Origin of the sequence: Paenibacillus sp. FSL K6-1558 (assembly GCF_038002565.1) — a bacterium.
Lineage (GTDB): Bacteria > Bacillota > Bacilli > Paenibacillales > Paenibacillaceae > Paenibacillus > Paenibacillus polysaccharolyticus.
The window spans coordinates 4019168-4043288 of sequence record NZ_JBBOCV010000001.1; the positions used below are offsets into that span (position 1 = coordinate 4019168).

Sequence of the window (24121 nt, forward strand, 5' to 3'; positions counted from 1 at the left end):
TTAATGCCCATTATTTATGTGGTCGGTCGTTCATTATATTTGGCGACCCCGCCTGATTTCTCCAGCCGTTTAGAGAGGAAACCGATAAAGATCGGCAACAAAATTGCCGTGGTCACAACACTTGCCGCAATCTGCACCGTAGCAATCTCCGCAATAGGGCCAAATGAAGCGTTGGCAGCTACGATGGCGGCTGGTGTACCTACCGCATTCCCTGCTGTAGAACCTTCGGATGCGCCAACAATGGGATTCCAGCCGATGGCTTTGAAGAGCAAGTATCCAACCCCGCCTGTAAGAAGCACAGTCAGCACGCCGAGCAGAATTCCACCAAGTCCACCTTGGATAATGGAGGAGAAGTTGATGCCCATACCAAGTGCAAAGGCAAAAAACGGAACGAGCTTGTCACTGCCTTTGTGCAACCATTCAGCCATGTTACGATCCAGATTACCAATAATGACACCAACAATCAGAGGAAGCAATACCGCAACAAAGGACATCGGTGAGAACATGCCGTTCGCAAAGCCCATCGCACCAAAGATCGAGAGCGCTACCATGGTTAAAAAGGGTCCGTCACTGAGTGCGAGGAACGGGTAGGCTGCTTTATCATCTTCTTTGCCATATTGACCTGCAAGTGCAATGTAGAGGCCGCCGTTGGAGTTCGTCATAGCTGCAATAATGGCAAGCGGAGCAAGTCCTAGAAATAAGCCGTTTGAGTCAGCGAGTAGAATAGCGATGAAACCAAGACCAGCACCGATTACCCACTTGAACGTAAGCAGGGTCAAACCTTTGCCGACAGAGGAACCAGCTGTTTTAAATGTGATCTGTGTACCTGCAATTAACAGGAATAATGCAATGAGTGTGCTCGCACTGTTTACAAAAAGAGCTTCTGTAAATCCGCCGATGCGTAGAGCATTCGGGAAAAATGTATTGATCGTTGCACCTAGCAACAGGGGAACAACCATCATACCGCCAGGGATGCGATCGAGCGTAGCTTTAATATTCATAGTCGTAGCTCCTTATGAAGTAATCGTTTTCTTAAGCGCTTGCAGAGACTATGTTAGCTTATGTTGTTTAAATTAGCAACAATAAATTATTGTAAATTTAAAATAAGTGCACTAATGTTTAAAAATGCAACACATTATCGTGTGCAGTCCAATATCCATTGAAGAAGCATAAGGAGTGCTGCTCTTGAAAAAGAAGCCCGCAAAAAAGCCCATAAAAAAAGACGTAAACTTAAAGTTAATCTTTAAGTTTACGCCATAATGTGGCTCGATTAATCCCCAGACGCTCAGCGGCTTTGGATTGATTATTATTTTCTTCCTGCAGCACCCGCTCAATGACTTGCTGCTCAATTTCCTTCAGTGTGCCGCTGAGCTTCATAGCGCTTGGATTGGCCGCAGACTGTTGATGAAGTAGACGGATTAAGGTTTCACTCGTGATGACATAATCCGGTTCATTCAGCGCAGCTTGTTTGATCAGATGTTTCAGTTGATTGACGTTCATCTGTGCGGCCTGATCCCGAATTATCTGTAGTGCATCCTCCTTGATTCGTACAGCGGTAGTGCCGTATTTGTGATAATACCCCGTCAGGAAATGCTGCATCAACGGTTCAAGATCCTCCGTACGTTCGGCCAGGCTTGGCATCATGAGTGTGTTCAGCTTCAGCCGGAGTGTCCAATTCGGATCAGGCACTTGCTCACTTAGAATAAACAGACCGATGTTGTTTTGGAGACAGGTCTCGATGAAGGTAAGCAGCTCAGGATCGCTCAGGCGTGATTCGATCTGATTCACCTCGACCGTTTTCACCTTGGTTAACGGGATTTTGTGTAAATGGCCTGAAGGAACCTGGGAGAGATCAATTTGCAACAAAAGTCCACCGCCAGCGTGCATCTGATGCATATGTTTGACCAGAAAGGATTTACCAGAGTCGGCTTCGCCCAATAAGTATATCGCTTCATTATGCGAATAGAGTGCGCGGATATTCTTTAATATAGCCTGCATGGCAGGTGATTCGGCAACGATGGGCTCCATCGAGGAATCGGTGAACGTGGTGATGCCGAATTGTGCAAATGCGTAAGGTTCTCCTTTTTCCAGCAGATACACCTTGTAGCTCTTGTTATCCAGCTTGGTTTCATAAGCCTGCACCGTCAATTGATAATCGTCTACCATAAACACGTTCTGAATTTTGGATTGGTGGAACTCCAGGCTTGTGTTCATCAGATATAGGTGATTATCGGTGAGAGGATTATGATCAAAATCAGCCCAGTTTTCAAAAACTACTTCGTCCTGTTCGTCCAAAATCAGCAGATTCCGATGCTCTTGGGTCACGAGATCATGGAGTATGATGGAGACCGTCTGATTTTTGCTCAAATAACGGTAGACTAGCTGTGCATCCTCCATGGCTCTGAGAATGGATTCGGTGCCCGATTGAATCAATAAACCGTCCAGACCGTAGGCCTTTGCGGTATTCACGGTAATAACGTCACCCACAATCTGCTGGTACCCAGAGGCCTTCAACTCCAGTAGTAACCTGGCGACCTCTTCGGAGCTATGTATGGTGTAAACTTTGAGCGGCAGATCCATCAGGTCGATGATGGACTGTGCGCCAGATGTAATGTTGGAGAATCCAACGATAGCCGTATGTCCGTTAAACTGGCTTGCCAGTGTGAGAGAACGAATCATGTCATAGCCAGATAGCTGCACATCGATGACAGGAACGGCCACCGCCTGTTTAATAAGTTGCGCGGTTCCGCCGCGGCTAATAATAATTTCTGCACCGTTTTTCTCAGCTTGAATGGCCAGCTCTACCCCTTTTGCCAAGTCACCCACATCGGTCTGGATGGATAGCTCAGGATAGCGAGGTATGCATTCTTCTATAATAGGAATCATCGATTCATAAGGAGCGATGAAATGAACTCGTGTACGCATAGTTTTCCTGCCTTTTATAAAATCATTGATCCCTTTATTATAGCTAATTTGAAGAAGAAAGGCATCTTTGAAGAGGAGTGAAGCGAGGTATGAAGAACGATGTGACGAACTGCACTGAATCAAAACAACATGTATTTCAAAATTAAAGCATTGGGAAGGAATTTACCTGAGTGCATAGTTAGAGCGTGTTTGCGACATCAAAGCTAATTTATATAAAGGAGTCGAGACATATGCCAAATATACATAAAGCCGCTGATCCAGACCATATTATCCAGTGTGTGGTGGAGAGATTCCCTTGCAGAGTGCTGTGGAGCGAAGGCCGTCCGTGCCTGGAGTATCAGCGGCAAGAGGATGTGGCAGAGATTACAGAATACGTGCGGACTGCGTATGGTGTGGAGCTGCTGGATGTCTTTTTTACAGCGGTGGAGAGCCTCCCTGAGGAGATGTAGCCAGAGCTTAGAATCATTTTAATGAAACGTATGCGGTGTTATTCATGTATTATATTCATATGAACATACCCGAAGGAGGAACAAATGGTGGGAATCTTATCGAGGTTTAGAGACGTGATGAAGGCCAATGTGAATCACATGCTGAACCGGGCAGGCGACCCGGAGAAAACGGTGAACGAGTACATGCGGAGCCTGAGCAGTGACCTGGGACAGGTGAAAGCCGAGACAGCCGCGGTACTGTCGGATGAAAATCGGGCCAAGCGGGCACTGGATGAGTGCCAAGCTGAGGTGAACAAGTTGCAACGTTATGCGGAGAAATCAGCGGAGTCAGGTGATGTGGACAAGGCACGCAGCTTTTTGGAGAAAAAAGTGAAGCTGGCTGACAAACGCAATGAATTACAAGCGGCATATGACCGGGCCTCCGCCAAAGCGCAGATGATGAAACACATGAACGACAAACTTGTTGCAGATTTGGGGACATTGGAGGCAAGACATGCAGAGCTGAAAGGCCGCATGGCTGATGCGAAGGCAAAGCAGCAGTTGAATGAACAAAAGGCATCTGCGAGCCGTGCTGAATCTGCGTTTAAAGCGATGGAAGATCACGCGAATCAGGCATTAAATGAAGCGGAAGCACTTGCCGAGCTTCGTGCAGGCACACAGAAAGATGATCTGGATGAACTTATTGCACAGCTGGAGCGGGATATGAACGCGGATGCGGGTAATAGGAATAGAGAGAATCCAAGTCCAAGTGCGGACGAGGAACTGGCAGCGATCCAGGAGAAACTAGGGAAGTAAGACATCCGATTTAGACACGGAGGTGAACAGATGCCGGTATTAGAGTATAAATGTCCGAATTGCGGCAGCGGCATGATTTTTGATAGTGTGTCCGGTGCATTATCTTGTCCGAGCTGCGGGCGGCAGGACAACATTGAACAGCTCCCTGATCCCTTGAAGAAGCAGGTGTTTACGGAGGGGGAAGTGAAGGAATATCACTGCAACAGCTGCGGAGCAGATATCGTGACCGAACCGGAGACAAGTGCAACGACATGCAGTTTCTGCGGTGCGGCGGTGGTGCTAAGTGATCGGCTGACGGGCAATTTGGCCCCGGCGATGGTGATTCCTTTTTCCATCAACAAAGATCAAGCGAAACAGGCGTTCAAAAAATGGTGCAGAAACGGTCTGCTCACGCCCGGTGGCTTCATGACCGCTGATCGCATCCAGAGCGTTACCGGCATATACGTGCCGTTCTGGCTTTATGATTTACATAACCGAATTGAGGTCCATGCTCAGGGAACCAAGGTACGATCCTATACGCAGGGTGACTACCATTATACGGAGACGCAGCATTTTGATATTTATCGTAAAATTCGGTTGGAATACGTGAATCTGCCCATCGACGCATCGGAAAAAATGAACGACGAGCTGATGGATAAGCTGGAGCCGTTTCCCTACAATGAGCTGAAATTGTTCAAAACCCCGTATCTGGCGGGATATATTGCGGAAAAATACAGTTATTCCGAAGATGAGCTTTTCCCACGGGCCAAGGATAAGACGAGATCCTACATTGATTCTTACATCGCCTCTACCGTATCGGGATATACAAGCGTGAGCTACACCAATAAACATATCGATACCACGCTCAAAAATGCAGACTATGTCCTGTTACCCGTATGGATGGTCAACTATGATTACAACCACAAACAGTACACCTTTGCCATGAATGGACAGACGGGTAAAGTGGTCGGCAAACCACCGATCAGTAAAGCCAAAGTGGCTGGATGGTTTACGGGTGTCGCCGCCGTTTCACTGTTGTCGCTGAAGCTGGTGTCGTGGATGATGGGAGGTGGGTTCCTGTGAGCAAAAAAAGACCCTTAGCTGCGATGGCTGCGCTAATCGTACTCCTAGTGACCATGATCGCTCCGATCTTGCCTCTATCATCGGCATCCGCAGCGGAGAACAAAAACCTCATCTACGATGAGGCCAATCTGCTAAGTGAACAGGATCGAAATGAATTAAATGCACTGGCGAATCAGTATTCAGCAGAGCGGCAGACGGACTTGATTATATACACTACCAACAATGAGGAACAGAAGAGTGACATGCTGCTGACTCAGGAATTCTACGATAACCGCGCACCGGGATATGATAAACCTCACGGGAACACCGTTATGCTGACATTGGATATGTACAATCGGAAATTGTACGTAGCGGGTTTTTATAAAGGCGAAGAGTACGTTGATAACAGCCGGGCAGATAAAATTACAGCCAAAATTGCCCCAGAATTGACAGATGGCAATTATCGGATCGCTTTTGAAAAGTTTCTGAACCTGTCTTACGAATATCTGGATCTCAAGCCTGGAGTGAACCCGGATAATATTTTATTCAAAACATGGTTTCAGCTTGCCGCATCTGTAGCGATTGGTGGTATTGTCGTTGGCGTCATGACCTATCGTTCGGGCGGACGTGTGACGGTCAACCGCGCTACTTATGAGGATTCGGCTAACTCTCATGTGATTGATCGTCAGGATCGATATATTCGCACAACGGTCACGAAGACCAAAATTGAGAAAAACAATAACAACAGCGGAGGCGGCGGTGGTGGAGGTACGACCGCAGGTGGACATTCGCACAGTGGTAGTAGCCGATCGTTCTAACCGCAATAACCAGACATATCGTCAACATTTATTGAATGATGGCACAACGTAGATGAAGCTTGATAGGGTTACTATAGAAGGGACGGGATCGAACATGGGATTTTTCAGAAATCAGTTCTCCAACGTAGTGGAATGGGAAGAATTCAGAGATGATATGATCTTCTGGAAGTGGAACAACCGAGAGATTAAAAAGGGCAGTAAGCTGATTATCCGCTCGGGACAGGATGCGATTTTCCTGAATAACGGCAAGGTGGAAGGGATTTTTGAGGACGAAGGTTCGTTTAATATCGACTCGGAGATTATTCCGTTTCTGTCCACGCTAAAAGGATTCAAGTTCGGATTCAACAGCGGTATGCGGGTTGAAGTTTTGTTCGTAAATACAAAAGAGTTCACTGTACGCTGGGGCACACAGAGTCCGGTATTGATTCCAACACCACAGCTTCCGGGCGGCATGCCGATTCGGGCGAATGGAACGTTTAACTTCAAAGTAAGTGACTATGTGACTCTGATTGATAAAATCGCAGGCATCAAACAGAGTTACCTGGTGGAGGATGTCAAAATCCGCATCACGTCTGTGCTGGATCAGCTACTGATGAAGTGGATTAGCCGTGAGGGCAAGGACATGTTCAATCTACAAGCGAATGCATCGGATATTGCACGCGGTATTCAAGAGGATCTGGATATGCAGATGATGGATATCGGGATTGGCATAACCGGCTTCCAGGTAATGAGCTTTAACTATCCGCAGGAAATTCAGGATATGATCACCAAAACGGCCTCCCACGAGATGATCGGCAATCTGCAAAAGTACCAGCAGGTGAGTATGACCGACGGGATCTCTTCCGGTAAAGTACAGGGCGGCGGTGCAGCTTCCGATATGGCAGGTATGATGATGGGTATGAACATGGCGAATGAAATGCTGAAAAACATGAACCAGAACAATCAGAACTCCAATCATCAAAATTCAAATAACCAAGGGAATAACCAAAGCAACCAGAATCAAAGTCAACAGCAGAATAATAATGCGGGTGCGCCTTCGTCTTCTGGTGGGGATGGCAAAAAGCCAAACTTCTGTCCGAACTGTGGTGCCAAAAATGAAGGAGCCAACTTCTGTCCGAACTGCGGACAAAAGCTGGCCTGATCGCTTGCCAAATCCGGATTCCCGATGTAACGGGATACTTAAGATTCAAATTCAACTTAAGCTTATCTAATATATGCTAAGTATAACTTCGAATAAAAGGTTAGTTCTACAGGAGATCATATCCGTAGAGCTAACCTTTTATTGATTTTAATTATATAGGAGCGATACGTTTGAATGCGAAGTAAACCCGCTTGATTTTTCATAAAAACAAAGTGTTGACAACCAAAACAAAATCAATTATCTTTATATTAAGACATTTAATTTGAATGAAAGTGACAGTAAGACTAACACAAGAATATACTCAAATAAATATCTTCAAATGATTGAACAGGAGGAGAGATCCAGATGATGATTCCAACATTGACGCGAATTAATGAACTCGCGAGAAAAGCCAAAGCAGGTGGATTGACGGAGATGGAACAGGCTGAACAGACTCGCCTTCGCCAGGAATATTTGCAGACTTTCCGTGGTTCAGTCAACGACATTTTGCTGAATGCCACCATCTACGATCCAAACGGCGATGACGTGACTCCAGATAAATTGAAACAAGAGCAGGCTTCCAGACAGAATCCATAGATTTTGTTGCAGAAGCAGAGGGGCACTAAACGTTCCCTGATCGGGAGTTCACGATAAACTGTGCTACTCGTACGGATGTTAGTCTCAATCCGGAACTAGTAGCACAGACCATATATCTTAATTTAAAGATAATATAATTCCACTATAAATAAGCATACAAACCAAGGAGGAAATAATCATGAATATTCAAACGACAGGCATCCACCACATTACCGCTTTTGCTGGAGATCCGCAGGCTAACGTTGATTTTTACGCCGGAGTTCTGGGACTTCGTCTAGTGAAAAAAACAGTAAACTTCGATGCACCGGATGTATACCATCTGTACTTCGGAGATGAGCACGGCAGTCCGGGAACCATTATTACCTTCTTCCCGGCGGCTGGTTCACCACGAGGCCAGATTGGCGGCGGTCAGGTAGGCATCACTTCATATGTCATTCCACCGGGTTCTATGGACTTCTGGCAAAATCGTCTGGAAAGTTTTAATATCGAATTAACTCGCACTAACCGCTTTGATGAGGAATTGCTGCAATTCGAAGATAGCGAAGGCTTGCGTCTGGAGCTTGTTGAGCGGGAAGAAGGAGCGGCAAATACTTGGGTGCAGGAAGGTATTCCTGCTGAACATGCAATCAAAGGGTTCGGTGGAGCCGTACTGTTCAGTGTGAATCCGCAGCGTACGATGGATGCGCTTGAGCGTATTCTCGGATTTGTGAAAGTGGGCGAAAATGAAGAATATGCCCGTTTCCGTTCCATCGGTGACATTGGCAATATCGTGGATGTGCCTGTTACCCGCGTGCCACTTGGTATGGGCGGCGCAGGAACAGTACACCATATCGCATGGCGTGCAGTCGATGATGCACAGCACGCGCAGTGGAGTGAAGCCGTGCGCGGGTATGGCTACCAGCCGACTCCGGTACGGGATCGCCAGTATTTTAACGCGATTTACTTCAGAGAAGCTGGCGGCATCCTGTTTGAGATTGCGACCGATCCTCCAGGCTTTGCAAAAGACGAACCCGCCGAAGCACTTGGACAGAAACTGATGCTGCCAGAGTGGTTTGAGCAATACCGGACTCAGATCGAGGATAATCTGCAGCCGATTCAAGTTAGAACACTTACTCCTGCCACAGCTGTAACAGAGTGAGGTAGAGAGATAAAGGATATTGGAAGGTTGTTCTGTCCTCGAAGTTTGCGTGTGAACACCTTTGTTTCAACGAATATGAAACTAAACCAAAAGGAGCATTGAGGGATGATGGAGAAAAAGGTCACCTGGCTGGAGCTGTTCTATGATTTGCTTTTCGTCGCGGCAGTCTCCAAAGCGGGCCATGTCTTGTTACATGCCGAGCACGGCGTCATTACATGGGAATATTTATTAAAGTTTGTGTTAATCTTCATTCCGGTATGGTGGGCGTGGGTAGGCCAGACCTTATTCATCAACCGTTATGGTCAGGATATTCTGAGCCATCGGATTTTCCTCATCCTTCAACTGCTGTCGGTTCTCATTATGACGGCAAGTCTGTCCACTCATTTTGACGAACATTATCTGTCCTTCTTCGTAGGTTACATTGGTTCCAGAGCATTTACCGCCATCCAGTACCTGACGATCCACAAATCGAAAAGCGAGCATCAGCAGCAGGCAGCCCGTTTCCTGGGCATCTCGTTTATCATTGGCATCGTGATCTCATCGGGCTCCCTGTTCTTTGATTCATGGGTGCGTTACGTAATTTTGTATGCCGGGATTGCCGTGGATATTATTTTGCCACTACTCGGCCGTAAAAATCTGGTGAAGGTGCCTGTGCAGACCCATCATCTGCTGGAACGTTTCGCTCTTTTTACGCTCATTCTGCTCGGTGAATCCGTTGTCAGCATTATCGCGGTATTGTCGGCCGATCAATGGGATTTGAAATCAATCTTGTTCGCCGTCTTTACGTCCCTGTTTGTCATCGCCATGTGGTGGCAGTACTTCGATAACGTGGAGAAAAAAGTGAGCAAAGAGATGCAAACCGCCGGGCAGGCAATTATCTACGGGCATCTATTTATCTACATCTCCCTGAGTATGATCGCTGCATCGATCCAACTGCTGTACCAGAACCTGCTGAGTTATGAGTTTATGCTTGCGTTTGTATTTGGCTCGGTGTTGTTGTATTTCCTGTCGACAACTCTTGTGTTTCATCGCTACAGACATCCGCATCTCCGTCTCCGTCCGACTCATATGGTGGTCATGGTGGGGCTGTTAGTGGCCTTTGTGGTGGTGGATCTAATCTACCGCGTTCCCGGATATGTCATCATGGGTGAGGATATGTTGTTCTTTCTGGTATATGCGAAGCTGACGACATGATCTACGTTTATATAAAAAAGAAGCGAGAGCCACGGACGACTTTGTTCGTGGCTTTCATTTTTGCTATAAGAACATAAATATTTCTCATATATTTTCATGTACGCAATCTGTTAAGATGGGACTAGGTACAAGTAAATCTGCCATATCCATGAAGTTCGTTCTATTTTTTAAATGAGCTTAGCTTGGGCAAGAGTAATTTTTAGATTATTTTTTCCATCGCAGAGAATTGGAGTACGATCTAATCTTGTTTATAAATAGCCGTTTCACACAGATATGGAGATGACATTTCAGGAGGGAAATCATTTGAGTACGAATCTAATTGGTGTTCCATTGGAAGGGTTTGCAGAATTCAGTCGTACAGTAGCTGCCGAAGGAGCCGTTTTGCTTAAAAATGAAGGACAGGTGCTTCCACTTGGCCATTCCGAAAACGTTTCAGTTTTTGGCCGGATTCAAGTAAATTATTATCGTAGCGGCACAGGTTCAGGCGGGAGTGTTCATGTCGCATATACCACGAATCTGCTGGATGGATTGCGTAGCAAGAAGAATATTAACGTTAACGAAGAACTGGCAGCGGTTTATGAGAAATGGATCGAGGAAAATCCGTTTGACGATGGCGGCAAAGTATGGGCGGCAGAGCCGTGGAATCAGAAGGAAATGCCACTCACGGACGAACTGGTCGCACAAGCCAGAAGTAAATCCAGCAAAGCCATTGTGGTCATTGGGCGTACCGCAGGGGAAGATCAGGATAATGCAGATGCACCTGGAAGCTATCGTCTGACAGACGATGAGAAGGCGATGCTGAAGCATGTCACGAACCATTTTGAACATACCATCGTGGTACTGAATGTCTCCAATATTATGGATATGAGTTGGCTGAACGAAACGGTTCTACATCCAATTCAAGGTGTGATTTACTCCTGGCACGGTGGCATGGAAGGCGGTAATGCGATTGCGGACGTACTGGTTGGAGACGTGACACCAAGCGGTAAACTGACGGATACGATTGCATATTCCATCGAAGATTACCCTTCTACAAGCAACTACGGAAATGAGTTCAAGAACCTGTACCAGGAAGATATTTATGTGGGGTATCGTTTTTTCGAAACGTTTCGACCTGAAAAAGTACAATTTGAGTTCGGTTATGGCTTGTCTTACACCACTTTTGCCACACAAATCGAGGAAGCTCGCACGGTGACCGAGAACGGTGAGACATTGATCGAGGTTCGTGTGAACGTGACCAACTCCGGTACAACCTATGCAGGTAAAGAGGTCGTTCAGGTGTATTATGAAGCACCGCAAGGGGAACTGGGACAACCGGTGAAAGCACTTGCCGCTTTTGGCAAAACAGGACTATTGCAGCCCGGCGATTCCGAGCTGTTAACGATCCGTTTCCCGGTAAATCGCATGGCTTCATATGATGATGCGGGTGTAACGGGGTATGCTTCTGCTTATGTGCTTGAAGCGGGAACATACCGTCTGCATGTGGGTACGAGTGTGAAGCAGGTAGAGCATGTTGGCGTGGATGGCCAGGATGGCTACGTTGTGGACACGGTTCAACTGGTGGAGCAATTGCAGGAAGCGATGGCGCCAACGGAAGATTTTACACGCATGAAACCGGGTACTCGCAAGGCAGATGGAACGTATGAGCTGACGTATGTAGATGTGCCAAAGCGCAAAGTGTCTATCGCAGACCGTATTACGCAGAACATGCCCCAAACGTTGGACCAAACGGGAAATCAGGGTTACAAGCTGAGTGACGTGAGGGCGGGTAAAGTGAGTCTGGAGGCCTTTGTAGCTCAACTGAACGATCAGGATCTGGCAGCAATTGTACGAGGCGAAGGCATGAGCAGTCCGCTGGTGACTTCGGGAACGGCATCGGCATTTGGCGGTGTGAGTGACAGCCTATTTAACTATGGCATTCCTGTTGCCTGTACGGCAGATGGCCCGTCCGGTATCCGTATGGATAGTGGAGAAAAAGCAACACAAGTATCTATCGGAACGCTGCTAGCGGCAACGTGGAATGCAGACTTGGTAGAAGAACTGTATGTGATGGAAGGACAAGAGCTGCTTCGCAATCAGGTGGACACCTTACTCGGACCCGGACTCAATATCCGCCGCAGTCCGCTGAATGGTCGAAACTTCGAGTACTTCTCGGAAGATCCGCTGATTTCTGGTGTATTTGCCGCAGCTTGTACAAAAGGTATTATGAAGGGCGGATCTAACGCCACACTGAAACACTTTGCTTGCAATAATCAAGAGAAACACCGCAGCAAAGTCGATGCTGTTGTATCCGAACGTGCGTTACGCGAAATTTATCTGAAAGGGTTCGAGATTGCAGTCAAAGAGGGTGGAGCCAACTCCATCATGACCTCTTACAATCCAATTAACGGACATTGGGCTGCGTCCAACTACGATCTGAACACGACGATTTTGCGTGGAGAGTGGAACTTCGACGGCATTGTGATGACGGACTGGTGGGCGATTATGAACGATGTGGTTGAAGGCGGAGAAGCCGATCGCAAGTTCACGAACTGGATGGTTCGCGCTCAGAATGACCTTTACATGGTTGTGCCAAACTATGGCGCAGAGATCAACGGCTGGGATGACAATACGATTGAATCGCTCGAAAATGGAACCTTGACCCGCGGCGAGCTGCAACGCTCCGCGATCAATATCTGCAAATTCATCATGAACGCGCCGGTATCCTCACGCAAACATGAGATTGTAGAGAACGTGGCCTCATTCCAAGCGAACACGTCCCTGTCAGCGGCAGACGCTCAGTCGCTGGCTGAGAATGCACAGGTAAAACCTGCAGTAGCTGAGCCTGTATATATGAAAGTCGATGAAGCAGGCCAGTACCGGATTATTGTGCAGATCATGTCACCTGAGCCTGAACTGGCACAAAGTGCATGTAATGTGCTGCTCAATGATCAGCTCGCCACGACGATTCAAACGAATGGTACAGAGGGCAAATGGATCAGACAAAAGCTGGTGAAAGTGCAGCTGGAAGCAGGGGTGTATGAACTCAAGCTCGACTTTACCAAACCAGGACTGCAGATCGATTGGATCGAATTCAAGCAGGTGTAGGTTGGTTAGGTTAAGTAGATGGGGAATAATTTTGTAAGCTCAATAGAGATTAAGTTTTATGCGAATTGGCTGTTGTTTGGGATGGGTTTTTGAAAGAAGAAGGGTAACCAAGCAGTAATAAAACTATTGTAGCGATGTAACAATGATAGAGATGATAACAAAGGACACTGCTTGCGGTGTCCTTTTGTTGTCACCAGAGAGACAGGCTGTTATGATCGAGTTACGGGATCGTGGTCAAACAGAATAATGGGGTCAGGGGTGTGGCAAACGATGAAAAGATACAATTATTTAAGTCCGATTCTGCTGATTGTCGTTGCATTAATTGTGCGAGGTCTGGTTACTAACGTGTGTATGCTGTTTGGACTGTCGCAAGAGGTGTCCAGTAATATTGCGATGCTTGCCATGATTATTGTGGCTTTAATTATGTTCAACCGCATGACAAAAGCCCGGCGTAACAAGTAAAACGGTGTGGTCTCCGATGGGACAAGTAGGTAGAAAAAAGCAATTTTGAAAGCCCTTTATTTTTTCTCAAAGGTTGAGGAACGTGGAAGATTGGAACAGGTAATAACGACACGAAGAAATTATCCAAACTCCAGATCCTCAACCAAATCTCATGCGTCGGAAGATGTAGTGCATTCTAACCTACGACATATCGTCGAAGGAGGTCTACCAAGCTCCTTGGCAATGGCTCGTGAGCTTTTTCTCTGCTAATGGAGGAGTTTCAGTTTTAATTTCAAAGGGGTTTTCTAAAACAATTTCTTATGCTCATTCCCACTTTTGCTATAATTAATGCTATTTAATACAGCAAAATATATGGAGATAGCGATTATTAAATAAAATAAAAGATTGTTAATCTGCATGATATTATAACTACTTGTCAAGAAAATGATCAGTATTGCAGATAGTCCTATGTTTTCTTTATTATGCTTTTTAAACTTTTGAAAAATAAGTCTATACAGTAACAAAAGTAATATAAAACTAATCCATACAAAACACAGTATTTTCAAAACTTCACCTTCCTTATTATTCTTTAAATATGATAAAAAATCAAAGGTCATAAACAAATATGACCTTTGATTTTTATTGTAACATTTTTTTGATTTTTACATCTTCTTTATATAATTGTAAGCTGCAGTTAAATTGTTTTGTGTTGCATTCCAATAGTCGGAGATTTGACCAGCTGTGATTGCAGCAGCTCCCCCCGCAGCAAGTGCTCCTATTACTGTTGAAAAGGTTACAACAGCAAATCCTAATTCACTACCCAAGACATAGGTAGCTCGATTGGTCTCAGTAAGGTTAGCCGCGAAACTATCAATTGCAGTTTTGGCCGGCATAAAATATTTATTCCCTATATCTATTCCTTGCTTTTGAACATTATCACCTTTGGGGCCAAATGTCCAGAAGGAAATACCACTGTAAGAACCAAATGCATATGTTTCGTAATTTCCGTAATAATGAGAAACTGCAGGGACGCCCCCTCTGTCAGTTGCAGCCGCCGCCCTCGAAACCCCCATTTGATTAGATGCAGAGTTACTGAGAGAAGGCGCGAAAGAGACTTCCTGGTCTAACATTTCTTCTGGAACTTCAACTCCATTAACTGCTAAGCTTGTAGTGTCTTCATCTACATAAACATCATAAACATTAGTGGAGTTTTGAAGTACTTCCTTTTGCTGCTCAGTAGCCTTTTCATTGAATTGATATGTAGTGGTTGTAATCAATTTAACTGTAGTAGCTTCACCTTTAACTACCCGATCATAATCAAAGTTTGTTGTCCGAGTTCCAATAACCTGATTATCTAATACCACTTCGTTGCTGGTTGACCAGTCTTGATATTCATTCTGAGGTACTGAATTAACTTGTATCACACCCCCTGCTTCTGACCTGTTTTGGGGATTATCCAAAGATTGACTAGCAAATGCACTTCCAGAAGTACCTACCATTGCTACAACAAGAAATGATGCAATAAACTTTTTAGTATTCAAATTCCTTTTCCTCCTCTTTTTTGTATAATATTAACTATAGAGATAATTTCAATCGATTTATATAGGTTTAAATACCTAATTTCTCTACACTTATCTTTTTTACCAAATTTTAATACATTAAAATCAACAATTTTATGTGGTGGTTTATGTAGTAAGACTCTTTTTCGTATTATCAGGTTAGCCAGTAATTACTGGTTGGCCTTTTTTGTGGTCGTTTTACGATGGGGGAAGCCGGGAGAACGTGGCTCTTTTAGGGGCACCAACCCCGTAATAAAAACTGTTCTCCCACGACCTCCAAAAGACCATGTTTGAGCTGGTAGGGGCGCTGGACCCCGTATAAGATATTTTCGAAGAAGCTCATATAAGAGTATTGACGTTCAATACCTAACGTTTTAGACTGAATATATAATTTCATAACAAATTTAATAACAAAAATAACAAAAATAACAAAAGAGATGAGAATCGCAAAAGTAAAAATCAATTAGAACCAATAAAGCATGAAGTTCATGGAAGCTATGGAAACCTGGACTCGTTTAACTGAATCAACGCTAGCTAACGTCTTTATTACTCCATTTTATAGGAGGCTAACTCATGAAGATTAAGGCTGAGAAACAGTATGTTTTTCAGGAAGGGCAGCATTTTCAGAGCAGTCATGCGTCAACCGTCACTGTTTTGCCAGGTGGGGTGGTTATTGCAGCTTGGTTCGCAGGCTCGTATGAAAAATCCAGCGACACCGCGATCTGGATGGCTATTCAGGAGCGAGATGGCTTGTGGTCAGCGCCGCGCAAAGTAGCGGATGAAGAAGGTATTGCGCATTGGAACCCGGTGCTATATGTACATGGGAGTTGACTAGTCCTCTTTTACAAGGTGGGACACGAAATTACAGACTGGCATACTCGCATCATGCGCTCGGAGGATGGCGGGCAGACATGGACGGAGGCTCGTGAGTTGGTTCCCGGTGATGTGGGTGGTCGTGGTCCGGTGCGCAATAAACCTGTACGGCTAACGGATGGAACCATTTTGGCTCCATCTTCTATTGAGCGAATGGATATGGAGAGTCCGGGCAAACAGGTGTGGGAAGCTTTTATTGATATTTCAACCGATGAGGGCAAGACATGGACAAAAAGTAAACCTGTGCCGATGAACCTGTCTGTTTATGTGGGGGCGGATCATTGGATTGCAAAAGGTCTGATTCAGCCTACTCTATGGACTTCAAGTGAGGTTGATGTACACATGTTACTCCGTAGTACGGAGGGGAAGATTTTCCGCAGTGACTCGGTGGATGGCGGCAGGACATGGTGTGAAGCGTACCCGACAGAACTGCCAAACAACAATAGCGGAATTGATGTCACACGCCTGGAGAGTGGCTTGCTTGCGCTTGTTTACAATCCCGTAAGCGGATATGCGACAGAGAGTCCCCGGACACCACTGGTGGTTGCTTTTTCGAATGACAATGGTGCGAGCTGGGGAGATGAATGGGTGCTTGAAGATGAGCCGGGAGAGTATTCATATCCTGCCATCGTATCTCAGGGTGGGCGTCTGTATATTACTTATACGTGGAAAAGAGATCGGATTGCGTTCTGGAAACTGAACGTTCATACATGGGAATAAGCAAGGGCCGCAGAAACGCTGATCAGGCGTTTAATCGGTCCTTTCTGTCGTGGTTACTTGTGAGGAGGAGTTCCGATGAATAGGCAAGTCATTAAGAGACAACCGACTTTGGAAGTCATTGCGGTAGACACAGCAGATGCCCTAGCGGCAGAGCAGGGGGGAGCCGATCGGATTGAGCTGGTGTCGGCTATGTCCGAAGGTGGTCTTACGCCAAGCTATGGGCAGATTGAACAGGTTGTATCCAAGGTGTCGATTCCAGTGTATGTCATGATAAGGCCACATAGCCGCTCGTTCTGCTATAGCGCTGATGATCTTCAAGTGATAATCCAAGACATACGTGTGGCGCGGGAGCTTGGTGCCGCAGGCATCGTGATTGGAGCTCTCACCAATGAGGGAGAAGTAGATTGCTCCTTTTTACAAACTTGTCTGTTAAGCGCTCAGGGGCTGGGAGTTACGTTTCATCGCGCCATCGATTCGAGTGCACATGTGGTGAGAGCACTGGAAAGCATCGGTAGCGTCAATGGTGGGAGTGAGGGTAAGGGCAGGTTCGAGCATGAGAGGAAGATGAAAACCAAGAGTGAGAGTGTTAGTGAAAGTAAGGACAGGAGTAGTAGCGAGAATAACAGCAAGGACAAGAGTGAGTGTGAGAGTAATAGCAAGGGTGAGAGCAAGAGTGCATGTGTGAGTAAGAGCGAGGAAAGTGTCGTTGGGCGTGTGCTTACATCGGGAGGCAAACCTACTGCCCCTGAGGGTTTGCTCGAATTACAGCGGTTGCAGGAGATAGGACAGACGTTGAACATATCGATCATGGCGGGGGCGGGTGTCACGATTAAGGGGATTCCAACCATCGTGAGCCGAACGGGAATCACCGAGATTCATATGGGATCGGGTGTGCGGCGTGGAGGCAGTTTCGCTCACCCTGTAGATGCTCAGCTTGTCGTTCAGGCCAAAGCAGCGTTGATTCATGCAGTACAGGAGTTGCAGCAACAGTAGAAGTGATAATGGCAGTTGTGTGTTCTGGATGTAGCGGACATGGCGGTGGTTATAGAAGCAGACGAATAGCTAGATCAGGAGTAATAAAAGCAATAAATGCGACGAAAGCAAAATGTACTTTTCATATAAGGGAGTGGGAAGCCGTGAACTCAAAGCTTTCACCAGTACCAGCAGATTGGATTAAAACGGCGGCACAGGTCAGCCCATCCGAGCGCCAGATGAGATGGCAGGAGATGGAGTTTTATGCTTTTATTCATTTTACGGTGAACACATTTACGGATCGGGAGTGGGGAACGGGGGAAGAGGACCCGGCGATCTTTAACCCTACTGAACTACATGCAGAGCAATGGGTGGAGGCATGTAAGGACGCAGGCATGAAAGGGCTAATTTTGACATGTAAACATCATGACGGATTCTGTCTATGGCCCAGCCGTTATACAGATCATACGGTCGCAGCGAGTCCATGGCGAAATGGCTCCGGGGATCTGGTTCGAGAAGTTGCGGATGCCTGTCGTGACGCCGGGCTGAAATTTGGGGTGTATCTCTCTCCATGGGATCGCCATGAAGCATGTTATGGGGATTCGGAGCGGTATAACGCCTTTTTTCTTCATCAACTGCGCGAACTGCTGACGAACTACGGTGACATCTTCTGTGTCTGGTTTGATGGAGCTTGTGGTGAAGGGCCTAATGGGAAAAGGCAGATCTATGACTGGTCCGCCTATTATGCGCTCATTCGTGAGCTTCAGCCAGAAGCGGTCATTTCGGTTTGTGGTCCGGACGTACGCTGGTGTGGCAATGAGGCAGGACATACGCGCGAATCGGAATGGAGCGTTGTGCCGGCGCATATGCAGGATAATGAGAAGATTCAGGAGCAGTCGCAACAGGTGGATGATGGAGCGTTTGCGAGGAAAATCAATACACAGGACCGTGATCTAGGGAGTCGGAGCGTTATCCGTGATTATGCAGATCAGCTGGTGTGGTATCCTGCCGAGGTGAATACTTCGATACGTCCAGGCTGGTTTTATCATGTAAGTGAAGACGATCAGGTCAAAACGCTGGAGGAACTGCTTTCCATTTATTACGGAGCCGTGGGCGGCAACGCCTGTTTTTTGCTTAACCTGCCGCCAGACAAGCGTGGTCTGATTCATGAAAATGATGTCCAGCGCTTGCACGAGTTAGGTTCGGTGCTTCGTACCACGTTCAGTGAAGACTTGGCGCAAGGCGCACAGGCGAAGGCTTCGGAGACGATGGACGAAGCACATGATGCTTCACAAGTGCTAAATCCGTATGGAGAGCGCAAACCAAAAGCTTATTGGTGCCCACGCGAAGGAACAGAGCAGGCGTGGATTGAATTGCTTTTGCCGGAAGAAAAGACCTTCGACCGTGTGATGCTGATGGAGCACATCCAATCGGGGCAACGGATCGAACGATTCACGCTGGAAGTATGCGGTGAGGATGGTCGGTGGCAGGACATCTATGCCGGAACGGTGGTTGGATACAAACGAATTTGCTGTTTTCCAAAAGTGACTGCACGCCGGGTTCGAGTAACCATTCAGGAGTCCAGATGGTTCCCGACGTTATCTAGATTCAGCCTATTTTACAGTGAACGGGAGGACATATGAGATGGTAGTACTGACGGTTCAGGGGTCACAATTCATGCTGGATGGAGAACCTTTTCAAATTCTGTCGGGTGCGATTCACTATTTTCGAGTGGTGCCCGAGTATTGGGAAGATCGGCTGCTGAAGCTGAAGGCCTGCGGATTCAACACGGTGGAAACCTATGTGCCATGGAATATGCACGAACCGCAGCCGGGAGAGTACTGTTTTGAAGGCATGGCGGATGTGGGACAGTTTGTACGACTTGCGGGAGATTTAGGGATGCATGTGATCGTTCGTCCAAGTCCTTACATCTGTGCGGAGTGGGAGTTTGGCGGATTGCCGTCCTGGCTGCTTGCAGATGACAATCTGCGTCTTCGTTGCAGTGATTCGGCGTTTCTGGCGTACGTGGATCGGTATTACGATGTGCTTTTGCCCAAATTGAAACCCCTTCTGAGCACCTCTGGCGGCCCCGTTATTGCATTGCAGATTGAAAATGAATACGGCAGCTTCGGGAACGATGCGAGTTATCTGCAATATTTGCGAGATGGCATGGTGAGGCGGGGCATGGATGTACTCCTGTTTACCTCGGATGGGCCAACCGATCATATGTTGCAGGCTGGTTCCGTGCCAGGACACTTGGCAACAGTTAATTTTGGGTCTGGGACCGAGTGTGCGTTTGCCAAGCTACGTGAATATCAAGCAGAGGAACCGCTGATGTGTATGGAGTTTTGGAATGGCTGGTTCGATCACTGGGGCGAGTCTCATCACACTCGGGAAGCAGAAGATGTAGCTAAAGTACTGGAGGAAATGTTAGAAGCGGGCGCCTCGGTGAACTTCTACATGTTCCATGGCGGTACGAATTTTGCATTTTATAATGGGGCGAACTGTCAGCAAAAGGATCAATACGAACCAACCATCACAAGTTACGACTATGACCCCCTGCTTAGTGAATCGGGTGAGCCAACAGCGAAATTTTATGCGGTGAGGGAGGTGCTCTTGCGGTATAGCGGTTCTAAAAAAGAGGATCGTAGCTCTGAACTGGGAGATATGGTTTTACCAGAACCTATGGGGACAGCCGCTTACGGTAGGGTCGAGATGGTGCAACACGCTAGTTTGCTTCAGCATCTGAATGCTCTGGCTGTTCCAATGCACCGTACAAATCCGGAGCCAATGGAGAAGTTGGGACAGGATTACGGATTTATCAGCTACCGGACGCGGATATCCGGGCCAAGAGAACGACAGGAATTCGTTGTTCAGGAGGTGCGTGATCGGGCTCTGGTGTTTGTAGATGGTTTGTTGCAGGGTGTTCTCGAACGTGGAAAAGCTGAGACTGCGATATCCTTTGAAGTACCCGCGGAAGGCGCAGAGTTGCTCATTCTCGTTGAGAATATGGGGCGAATCAATTATGGTCCGTACCTGAGAGATCCGAAGGGAATTACGGAGGGTGTGCGGCATGGATTTCAGTTTTTATACGATTGGACGATTCATTGTTTGCCGATGACCGATCTTTCGGGTTTATCCTTCGCTGTGCTGTCTGAGCTTGAGAGTAGCGTAAGAACAGTAACAGAGGAGCCATTTTTTTATCGAGGAAGTCTTCATATTGAAGATGTGTTGGATATAAAGGATACTTTTCTTCGTCTGGACGGCTGGACAAAAGGGGTTGCATTTGTAAACGGATTCAATCTGGGGCGCTACTGGAATAAAGGCCCGCAACAGACGTTGTATGTCCCTGCGCCTCTTCTCCGTCTAGGGGAGAACGAGATCATCATATTTGAGCTTCATGGGACAGCAGATGCCGCCGTCATGTTCGTGGATCAGCCGGATTTGGGCTAGAAAAGGAAAATCGGTGAGCCATGCGATTATTGGCAATTGCTCTATGGACTGGAACAAGGTATACGTTGGGTATGGACACCCATCACAGGAGAGGGAGAGGATGAGGAAGATGAAAGTTGGACTCAGCACATACAGTTTGCAGCAAGCGTTGGATCGTAAGGAGCTGACTGTGCCGGATGCCGTTCGGTGGATTGCGGAGCAGGGCGGGCAGCATGTGGAGATTGTACCGATGGGCTTCAGTTTGATTGATAATCCAGCGTTAATTGAGGAAATCAAAGCTACGGCTCAGGACGTTGGTATCGACATTTCAAACTATGCTATTGGTGCAAATTTTGCGGTTCAGGAGAATGCCGAGACTTTGGAAGAAGAAATTCAGAGTGTTATGCGCCACGTGGATGTCGCCGCTGCCCTGGGTGTGAAGCTGATGCGCCACGATGTGGCTTTCAGGCCTGCACCGGAGGGGACTGTAGCGCAGTTTGAAGCCGACCTGCCCGTACTCGTCAAAGCCTGTCAGCGAATTGCCGACTATGCCGCAGGCTTTGGCATTACAACAAGTGTAGAGAACCACGGATATTATGTGCAATCGAGTGAGCGGATTCAACGGCTGTTACATGAGACGGGTCGGGGAAATTTCAAAACGACGCTGGATATCGGCAATTTCCTCTGTGTGGATGAAGATCCGGTGAGTGCGGTGAAAAATAACATTGCTCACGCGTCTATCGTTCACGCCAAAGACTTCTACTGGCGTCCTTCCACCCGGAATCCCGGCGAAGGCTGGTTCCAGACTTCCCATGGCAATTATCTGCGTGGTGCTATCGTGGGCCATGGTGATATCGACATGCCAGAGGTGTTTCGTGTGCTGAAGCAGTCCGGTTACGAGGGATATATCTCGGTTGAATTCGAAGGCATGGAGGATTGCCGAACCGCCTCGCGCATTGCAATGGATAACGTGCGACGTTTGTGGGATGAGGCGTGACAATATGTAGTTATGCGCCTTGCTATGATCTGGGATCGCCTATGATATCCCGTGTCGATTGGTTTAGTGCTGTGAGGTGCAGTGTAGGGAGTCTTCTATACAGGAGGTTTAGTAAAAAAGTAGGCTGTATGAAAGAAGACGTCGTTATCCGTTCTCTCTCAGATGAAATACATTGAAATGTAATCAGTATGAATGATTCAAGGTTGTACAACTTTTTATAAAAGCTGGCTCTGCCGAGCTGAACGGTATTCATTTTCATTTTTAACACTGGAGGGGTAGTGAAATGTCCAAATTAAAAGTCGCTGTAATCGGCGCCGGTTCAATATCCGATTGCCACCTGCAAGCGTATGCCAGTAATCCGGAAGTAGAGATTTATGCGATCTGTGATCTGAACGAAACTCGTGCCGCCGATGTGGCGAAGCAGTACGGAGCATCCCATGTGTTTACGGATTATAAAGATCTGCTCGCTCTGCCGGAAATCGATTCGGTTAGCATCTGTACATGGAATGACTCGCATGCCGAGATCAGTATTGCGGCGCTGGATGCGGGCAAAAACGTGCTCTGCGAGAAACCCCTCTGCCAGACGGTGGAGGAAGCACTTGAGGTAGAAAAAGCCGTTCATCGCAGTGGTAAGTTGCTACAAGTAGGCTTTGTTCGCCGCTATAGTGACAATGCTCAGATTCTTAAAAAGTTCATCGACGAAGGTGAGCTCGGCGAAATCTATTATGCCAAAGCTTCCAGTTTGCGTCGTCTTGGCAACCCTGGTGGCTGGTTTGCGGATAAAAGTCGCTCCGGCGGCGGCCCGTTAATAGATATCGGCGTACATGTTATCGATATTTGCTGGTACCTGATGGGTAGACCGAAGGTGAAATCCGTTTCCGCTAACGTCTCCAATCGTCTCGGCAACCGAGCGAACATTCGCAATCTTTCGTTCTATAAGGCTGCCGATTACGATGCAGAACAGAACACCGTGGAGGATATGGCGAATGCATTGATCCGTTTTGAAAACGGAGCAAGCCTGCTGGTCGATGTCAGCTTCACCCTGCATGCAAAGGCTGATGAAACAGCAGTTAAGCTGTATGGCGACAAAGGCGGAGCCGAACTGGAGCCCGAGATTTCAATTGTTGGCGAGAAGTTCGATACCATTCTGAACATGACACCGCAGGTCGATTTCAAATCCTTTGACTTCATGGGCTCGTTCCGCAATGAAATCAACCACTTTATCGATAGCACGCAGGGCCGAAAAGAAACCCTTAGCCCCGTCGAGGACGGCGTGGAAGTCATGAAAATGCTGTGCGCCATCTACGAATCGGCGCGCGAGGGCAAGGAGATCACGTTGTAAAAATTCAATTTACACAAAAACGGAGTGACCAGTGTAAATCCGCCAATGATCTTAAATCATTTGTTCTACCCAAAACGGAGGAAAGAGGTAATCCGACGTAACCAGTTACCCCATCGACGAGGTGAAACCATCTTTGGACGTTGTATCAGCATTTATTTACACGAAAACGGAGAGGTCAGAAATAATCCGAAGAAGCGAAGCGTGCGCCTTTATCCCGGATTTCCCCATCAGGGAAATAGTTCAAAGAAATCCGGGGGTAACAGCGCTCGGAGGATTGTTCTGACCGCGGAGTGGCCTAGAGTAAATTCACCAGTGATCTTAAGTCATTTGCTCTACCCAAAACGGAGGAATAAGTAACCCGACGTATCCCAAGTTACCCCATCGACGAGGTGAAACCATCTTTGGACGTTGTATCAGCATTTATTTACACGAAAACGGAGAGGTCAGAAATAATCCGAAGAAGCGAAGCGTGCGCCTTTATCCCGGGATTTCCCCATCAGGGAAATAATTCATAGAAATCTGGGGGTAACAGCGATCGAAAGATGGTACTGCAATCGGAGTGGCCTAGTGTAAATTTAATCTTTTTTTACAGCGCGAGAAATTTCAACTAAAGGAGATGCT

Annotated in this window: 18 protein-coding genes and 1 pseudogene; 16 read left to right on the forward strand and 3 right to left on the reverse strand. The window is 47.0% G+C overall.

Annotation, left to right across the window (positions count from 1 at the left end; all coding sequences use genetic code 11):
* Nucleotides 1–14: 14 nt before the first annotated feature.
* Nucleotides 15–1001, reverse strand: a complete 987-nt coding sequence (locus MHI38_RS17360; protein ID WP_090924254.1) for a 2-keto-3-deoxygluconate permease — start codon at nucleotides 999–1001, stop codon at nucleotides 15–17.
* A 235-nt stretch (nucleotides 1002–1236) separates the two neighbouring features.
* Complete coding sequence (locus MHI38_RS17365) at nucleotides 1237–2925, reverse strand: PrpR N-terminal domain-containing protein (protein WP_336121363.1); 1689 nt, start codon at nucleotides 2923–2925, stop codon at nucleotides 1237–1239.
* Nucleotides 2926–3155: 230 nt separating this feature from the next.
* Here MHI38_RS17365 and MHI38_RS17370 point away from each other — a divergent pair, with 230 nt between their 5' ends.
* The 10 genes from MHI38_RS17370 to MHI38_RS17415 all read left to right on the forward strand — a co-directional run bounded on the left by MHI38_RS17370 (nucleotide 3156) and on the right by MHI38_RS17415 (nucleotide 13626).
* Nucleotides 3156–3374, forward strand: a complete 219-nt coding sequence (locus MHI38_RS17370) for a hypothetical protein (RefSeq protein WP_090924252.1) — start codon at nucleotides 3156–3158, stop codon at nucleotides 3372–3374.
* A gap of 87 nt (nucleotides 3375–3461) precedes the next feature.
* Nucleotides 3462–4169: a PspA/IM30 family protein gene (locus MHI38_RS17375; RefSeq protein WP_341181457.1), complete on the forward strand. Its 708-nt coding sequence runs from the start codon at nucleotides 3462–3464 to the stop codon at nucleotides 4167–4169.
* Nucleotides 4170–4199: 30 nt separating this feature from the next.
* Entirely contained in the window at nucleotides 4200–5231 is a 1032-nt protein-coding gene (locus tag MHI38_RS17380) for a TFIIB-type zinc ribbon-containing protein (RefSeq protein ID WP_154891530.1), read from the forward strand.
* A 23-nt stretch (nucleotides 5232–5254) separates the two neighbouring features.
* The gene (locus MHI38_RS17385; RefSeq protein WP_445667237.1) at nucleotides 5255–6028 is read left to right on the forward strand and encodes a TPM domain-containing protein; all 774 of its coding nucleotides are present in this window, start codon (nucleotides 5255–5257) and stop codon (nucleotides 6026–6028) included.
* Between the two features lie 94 nt (nucleotides 6029–6122).
* On the forward strand, nucleotides 6123–7169 hold the full coding sequence (locus MHI38_RS17390; protein WP_154984859.1) for an SPFH domain-containing protein: 1047 nt from the start codon (nucleotides 6123–6125) through the stop codon (nucleotides 7167–7169).
* 348 nt (nucleotides 7170–7517) lie between these two features.
* Nucleotides 7518–7745, forward strand: coding sequence for a DUF896 domain-containing protein (locus MHI38_RS17395; protein ID WP_090924289.1), 228 nt, complete (start codon nucleotides 7518–7520; stop codon nucleotides 7743–7745).
* 178 nt (nucleotides 7746–7923) lie between these two features.
* On the forward strand, nucleotides 7924–8883 hold the full coding sequence (locus MHI38_RS17400) for a VOC family protein (protein WP_154984860.1): 960 nt from the start codon (nucleotides 7924–7926) through the stop codon (nucleotides 8881–8883).
* 105 nt (nucleotides 8884–8988) lie between these two features.
* Nucleotides 8989–10077, forward strand: a complete 1089-nt coding sequence (locus MHI38_RS17405) for a low temperature requirement protein A (RefSeq protein ID WP_341181459.1) — start codon at nucleotides 8989–8991, stop codon at nucleotides 10075–10077.
* Between the two features lie 279 nt (nucleotides 10078–10356).
* Nucleotides 10357–13164 carry a glycoside hydrolase family 3 C-terminal domain-containing protein gene (locus MHI38_RS17410; protein WP_445667238.1) on the forward strand — a complete coding sequence of 936 codons (2808 nt, stop codon included), beginning with the start codon at nucleotides 10357–10359 and terminating at the stop codon, nucleotides 13162–13164.
* A 270-nt stretch (nucleotides 13165–13434) separates the two neighbouring features.
* Nucleotides 13435–13626, forward strand: coding sequence for a hypothetical protein (locus MHI38_RS17415; protein WP_090924244.1), 192 nt, complete (start codon nucleotides 13435–13437; stop codon nucleotides 13624–13626).
* A 641-nt stretch (nucleotides 13627–14267) separates the two neighbouring features.
* Here the strand turns inward: MHI38_RS17415 and MHI38_RS17420 are convergent.
* Nucleotides 14268–15146 (reverse strand): hypothetical protein, encoded by an 879-nt coding sequence (locus MHI38_RS17420; protein ID WP_341181461.1) that lies wholly within the window; start codon nucleotides 15144–15146, stop codon nucleotides 14268–14270.
* Nucleotides 15147–15737: 591 nt separating this feature from the next.
* Here MHI38_RS17420 and MHI38_RS17425 point away from each other — a divergent pair.
* From MHI38_RS17425 to MHI38_RS17450, 6 genes and pseudogenes are all read left to right on the forward strand, one after another.
* Nucleotides 15738–16757 (forward strand): annotated as a pseudogene (locus MHI38_RS17425) (sialidase family protein).
* A 75-nt stretch (nucleotides 16758–16832) separates the two neighbouring features.
* The gene (locus MHI38_RS17430; RefSeq protein ID WP_341181462.1) at nucleotides 16833–17750 is read left to right on the forward strand and encodes a copper homeostasis protein CutC; all 918 of its coding nucleotides are present in this window, start codon (nucleotides 16833–16835) and stop codon (nucleotides 17748–17750) included.
* A gap of 143 nt (nucleotides 17751–17893) precedes the next feature.
* Nucleotides 17894–19372 carry an alpha-L-fucosidase gene (locus MHI38_RS17435; protein WP_341181463.1) on the forward strand — a complete coding sequence of 493 codons (1479 nt, stop codon included), beginning with the start codon at nucleotides 17894–17896 and terminating at the stop codon, nucleotides 19370–19372.
* 1 nt (nucleotide 19373) lies between these two features.
* On the forward strand, nucleotides 19374–21182 hold the full coding sequence (locus MHI38_RS17440; RefSeq protein ID WP_341181464.1) for a glycoside hydrolase family 35 protein: 1809 nt from the start codon (nucleotides 19374–19376) through the stop codon (nucleotides 21180–21182).
* A 109-nt stretch (nucleotides 21183–21291) separates the two neighbouring features.
* Complete coding sequence (locus MHI38_RS17445) at nucleotides 21292–22158, forward strand: TIM barrel protein (RefSeq protein WP_154984902.1); 867 nt, start codon at nucleotides 21292–21294, stop codon at nucleotides 22156–22158.
* 283 nt (nucleotides 22159–22441) lie between these two features.
* Nucleotides 22442–23500 carry a Gfo/Idh/MocA family protein gene (locus MHI38_RS17450; RefSeq protein WP_341181465.1) on the forward strand — a complete coding sequence of 353 codons (1059 nt, stop codon included), beginning with the start codon at nucleotides 22442–22444 and terminating at the stop codon, nucleotides 23498–23500.
* The last annotated feature ends 621 nt before the right edge of the window (nucleotides 23501–24121 follow it).

What these genes read in the sequence shown, in the direction of transcription:
- MHI38_RS17415 (WP_090924244.1), top strand. Translation starts at nt 13,435, where the DNA reads ATGAAAAGATACAATTATTTAAGTCCGATTCTGCTGATTGTCGTTGCA.
- MHI38_RS17380 (WP_154891530.1), top strand. Translation starts at nt 4,200, where the DNA reads ATGCCGGTATTAGAGTATAAATGTCCGAATTGCGGCAGCGGCATGATT.
- MHI38_RS17385 (WP_445667237.1), top strand. Translation starts at nt 5,255, where the DNA reads ATGGCTGCGCTAATCGTACTCCTAGTGACCATGATCGCTCCGATCTTG.
- MHI38_RS17390 (WP_154984859.1), top strand. Translation starts at nt 6,123, where the DNA reads ATGGGATTTTTCAGAAATCAGTTCTCCAACGTAGTGGAATGGGAAGAA.
- MHI38_RS17395 (WP_090924289.1), top strand. Translation starts at nt 7,518, where the DNA reads ATGATTCCAACATTGACGCGAATTAATGAACTCGCGAGAAAAGCCAAA.
- MHI38_RS17400 (WP_154984860.1), top strand. Translation starts at nt 7,924, where the DNA reads ATGAATATTCAAACGACAGGCATCCACCACATTACCGCTTTTGCTGGA.
- MHI38_RS17410 (WP_445667238.1), top strand. Translation starts at nt 10,357, where the DNA reads ATGACATTTCAGGAGGGAAATCATTTGAGTACGAATCTAATTGGTGTT.
- MHI38_RS17430 (WP_341181462.1), top strand. Translation starts at nt 16,833, where the DNA reads ATGAATAGGCAAGTCATTAAGAGACAACCGACTTTGGAAGTCATTGCG.
- MHI38_RS17445 (WP_154984902.1), top strand. Translation starts at nt 21,292, where the DNA reads ATGAAAGTTGGACTCAGCACATACAGTTTGCAGCAAGCGTTGGATCGT.
- MHI38_RS17370 (WP_090924252.1), top strand. Translation starts at nt 3,156, where the DNA reads ATGCCAAATATACATAAAGCCGCTGATCCAGACCATATTATCCAGTGT.
- MHI38_RS17365 (WP_336121363.1), bottom strand. Translation starts at nt 2,925, where the DNA reads ATGCGTACACGAGTTCATTTCATCGCTCCTTATGAATCGATGATTCCT.
- MHI38_RS17405 (WP_341181459.1), top strand. Translation starts at nt 8,989, where the DNA reads ATGATGGAGAAAAAGGTCACCTGGCTGGAGCTGTTCTATGATTTGCTT.
- MHI38_RS17440 (WP_341181464.1), top strand. Translation starts at nt 19,374, where the DNA reads ATGGTAGTACTGACGGTTCAGGGGTCACAATTCATGCTGGATGGAGAA.
- MHI38_RS17360 (WP_090924254.1), bottom strand. Translation starts at nt 1,001, where the DNA reads ATGAATATTAAAGCTACGCTCGATCGCATCCCTGGCGGTATGATGGTT.
- MHI38_RS17450 (WP_341181465.1), top strand. Translation starts at nt 22,442, where the DNA reads ATGTCCAAATTAAAAGTCGCTGTAATCGGCGCCGGTTCAATATCCGAT.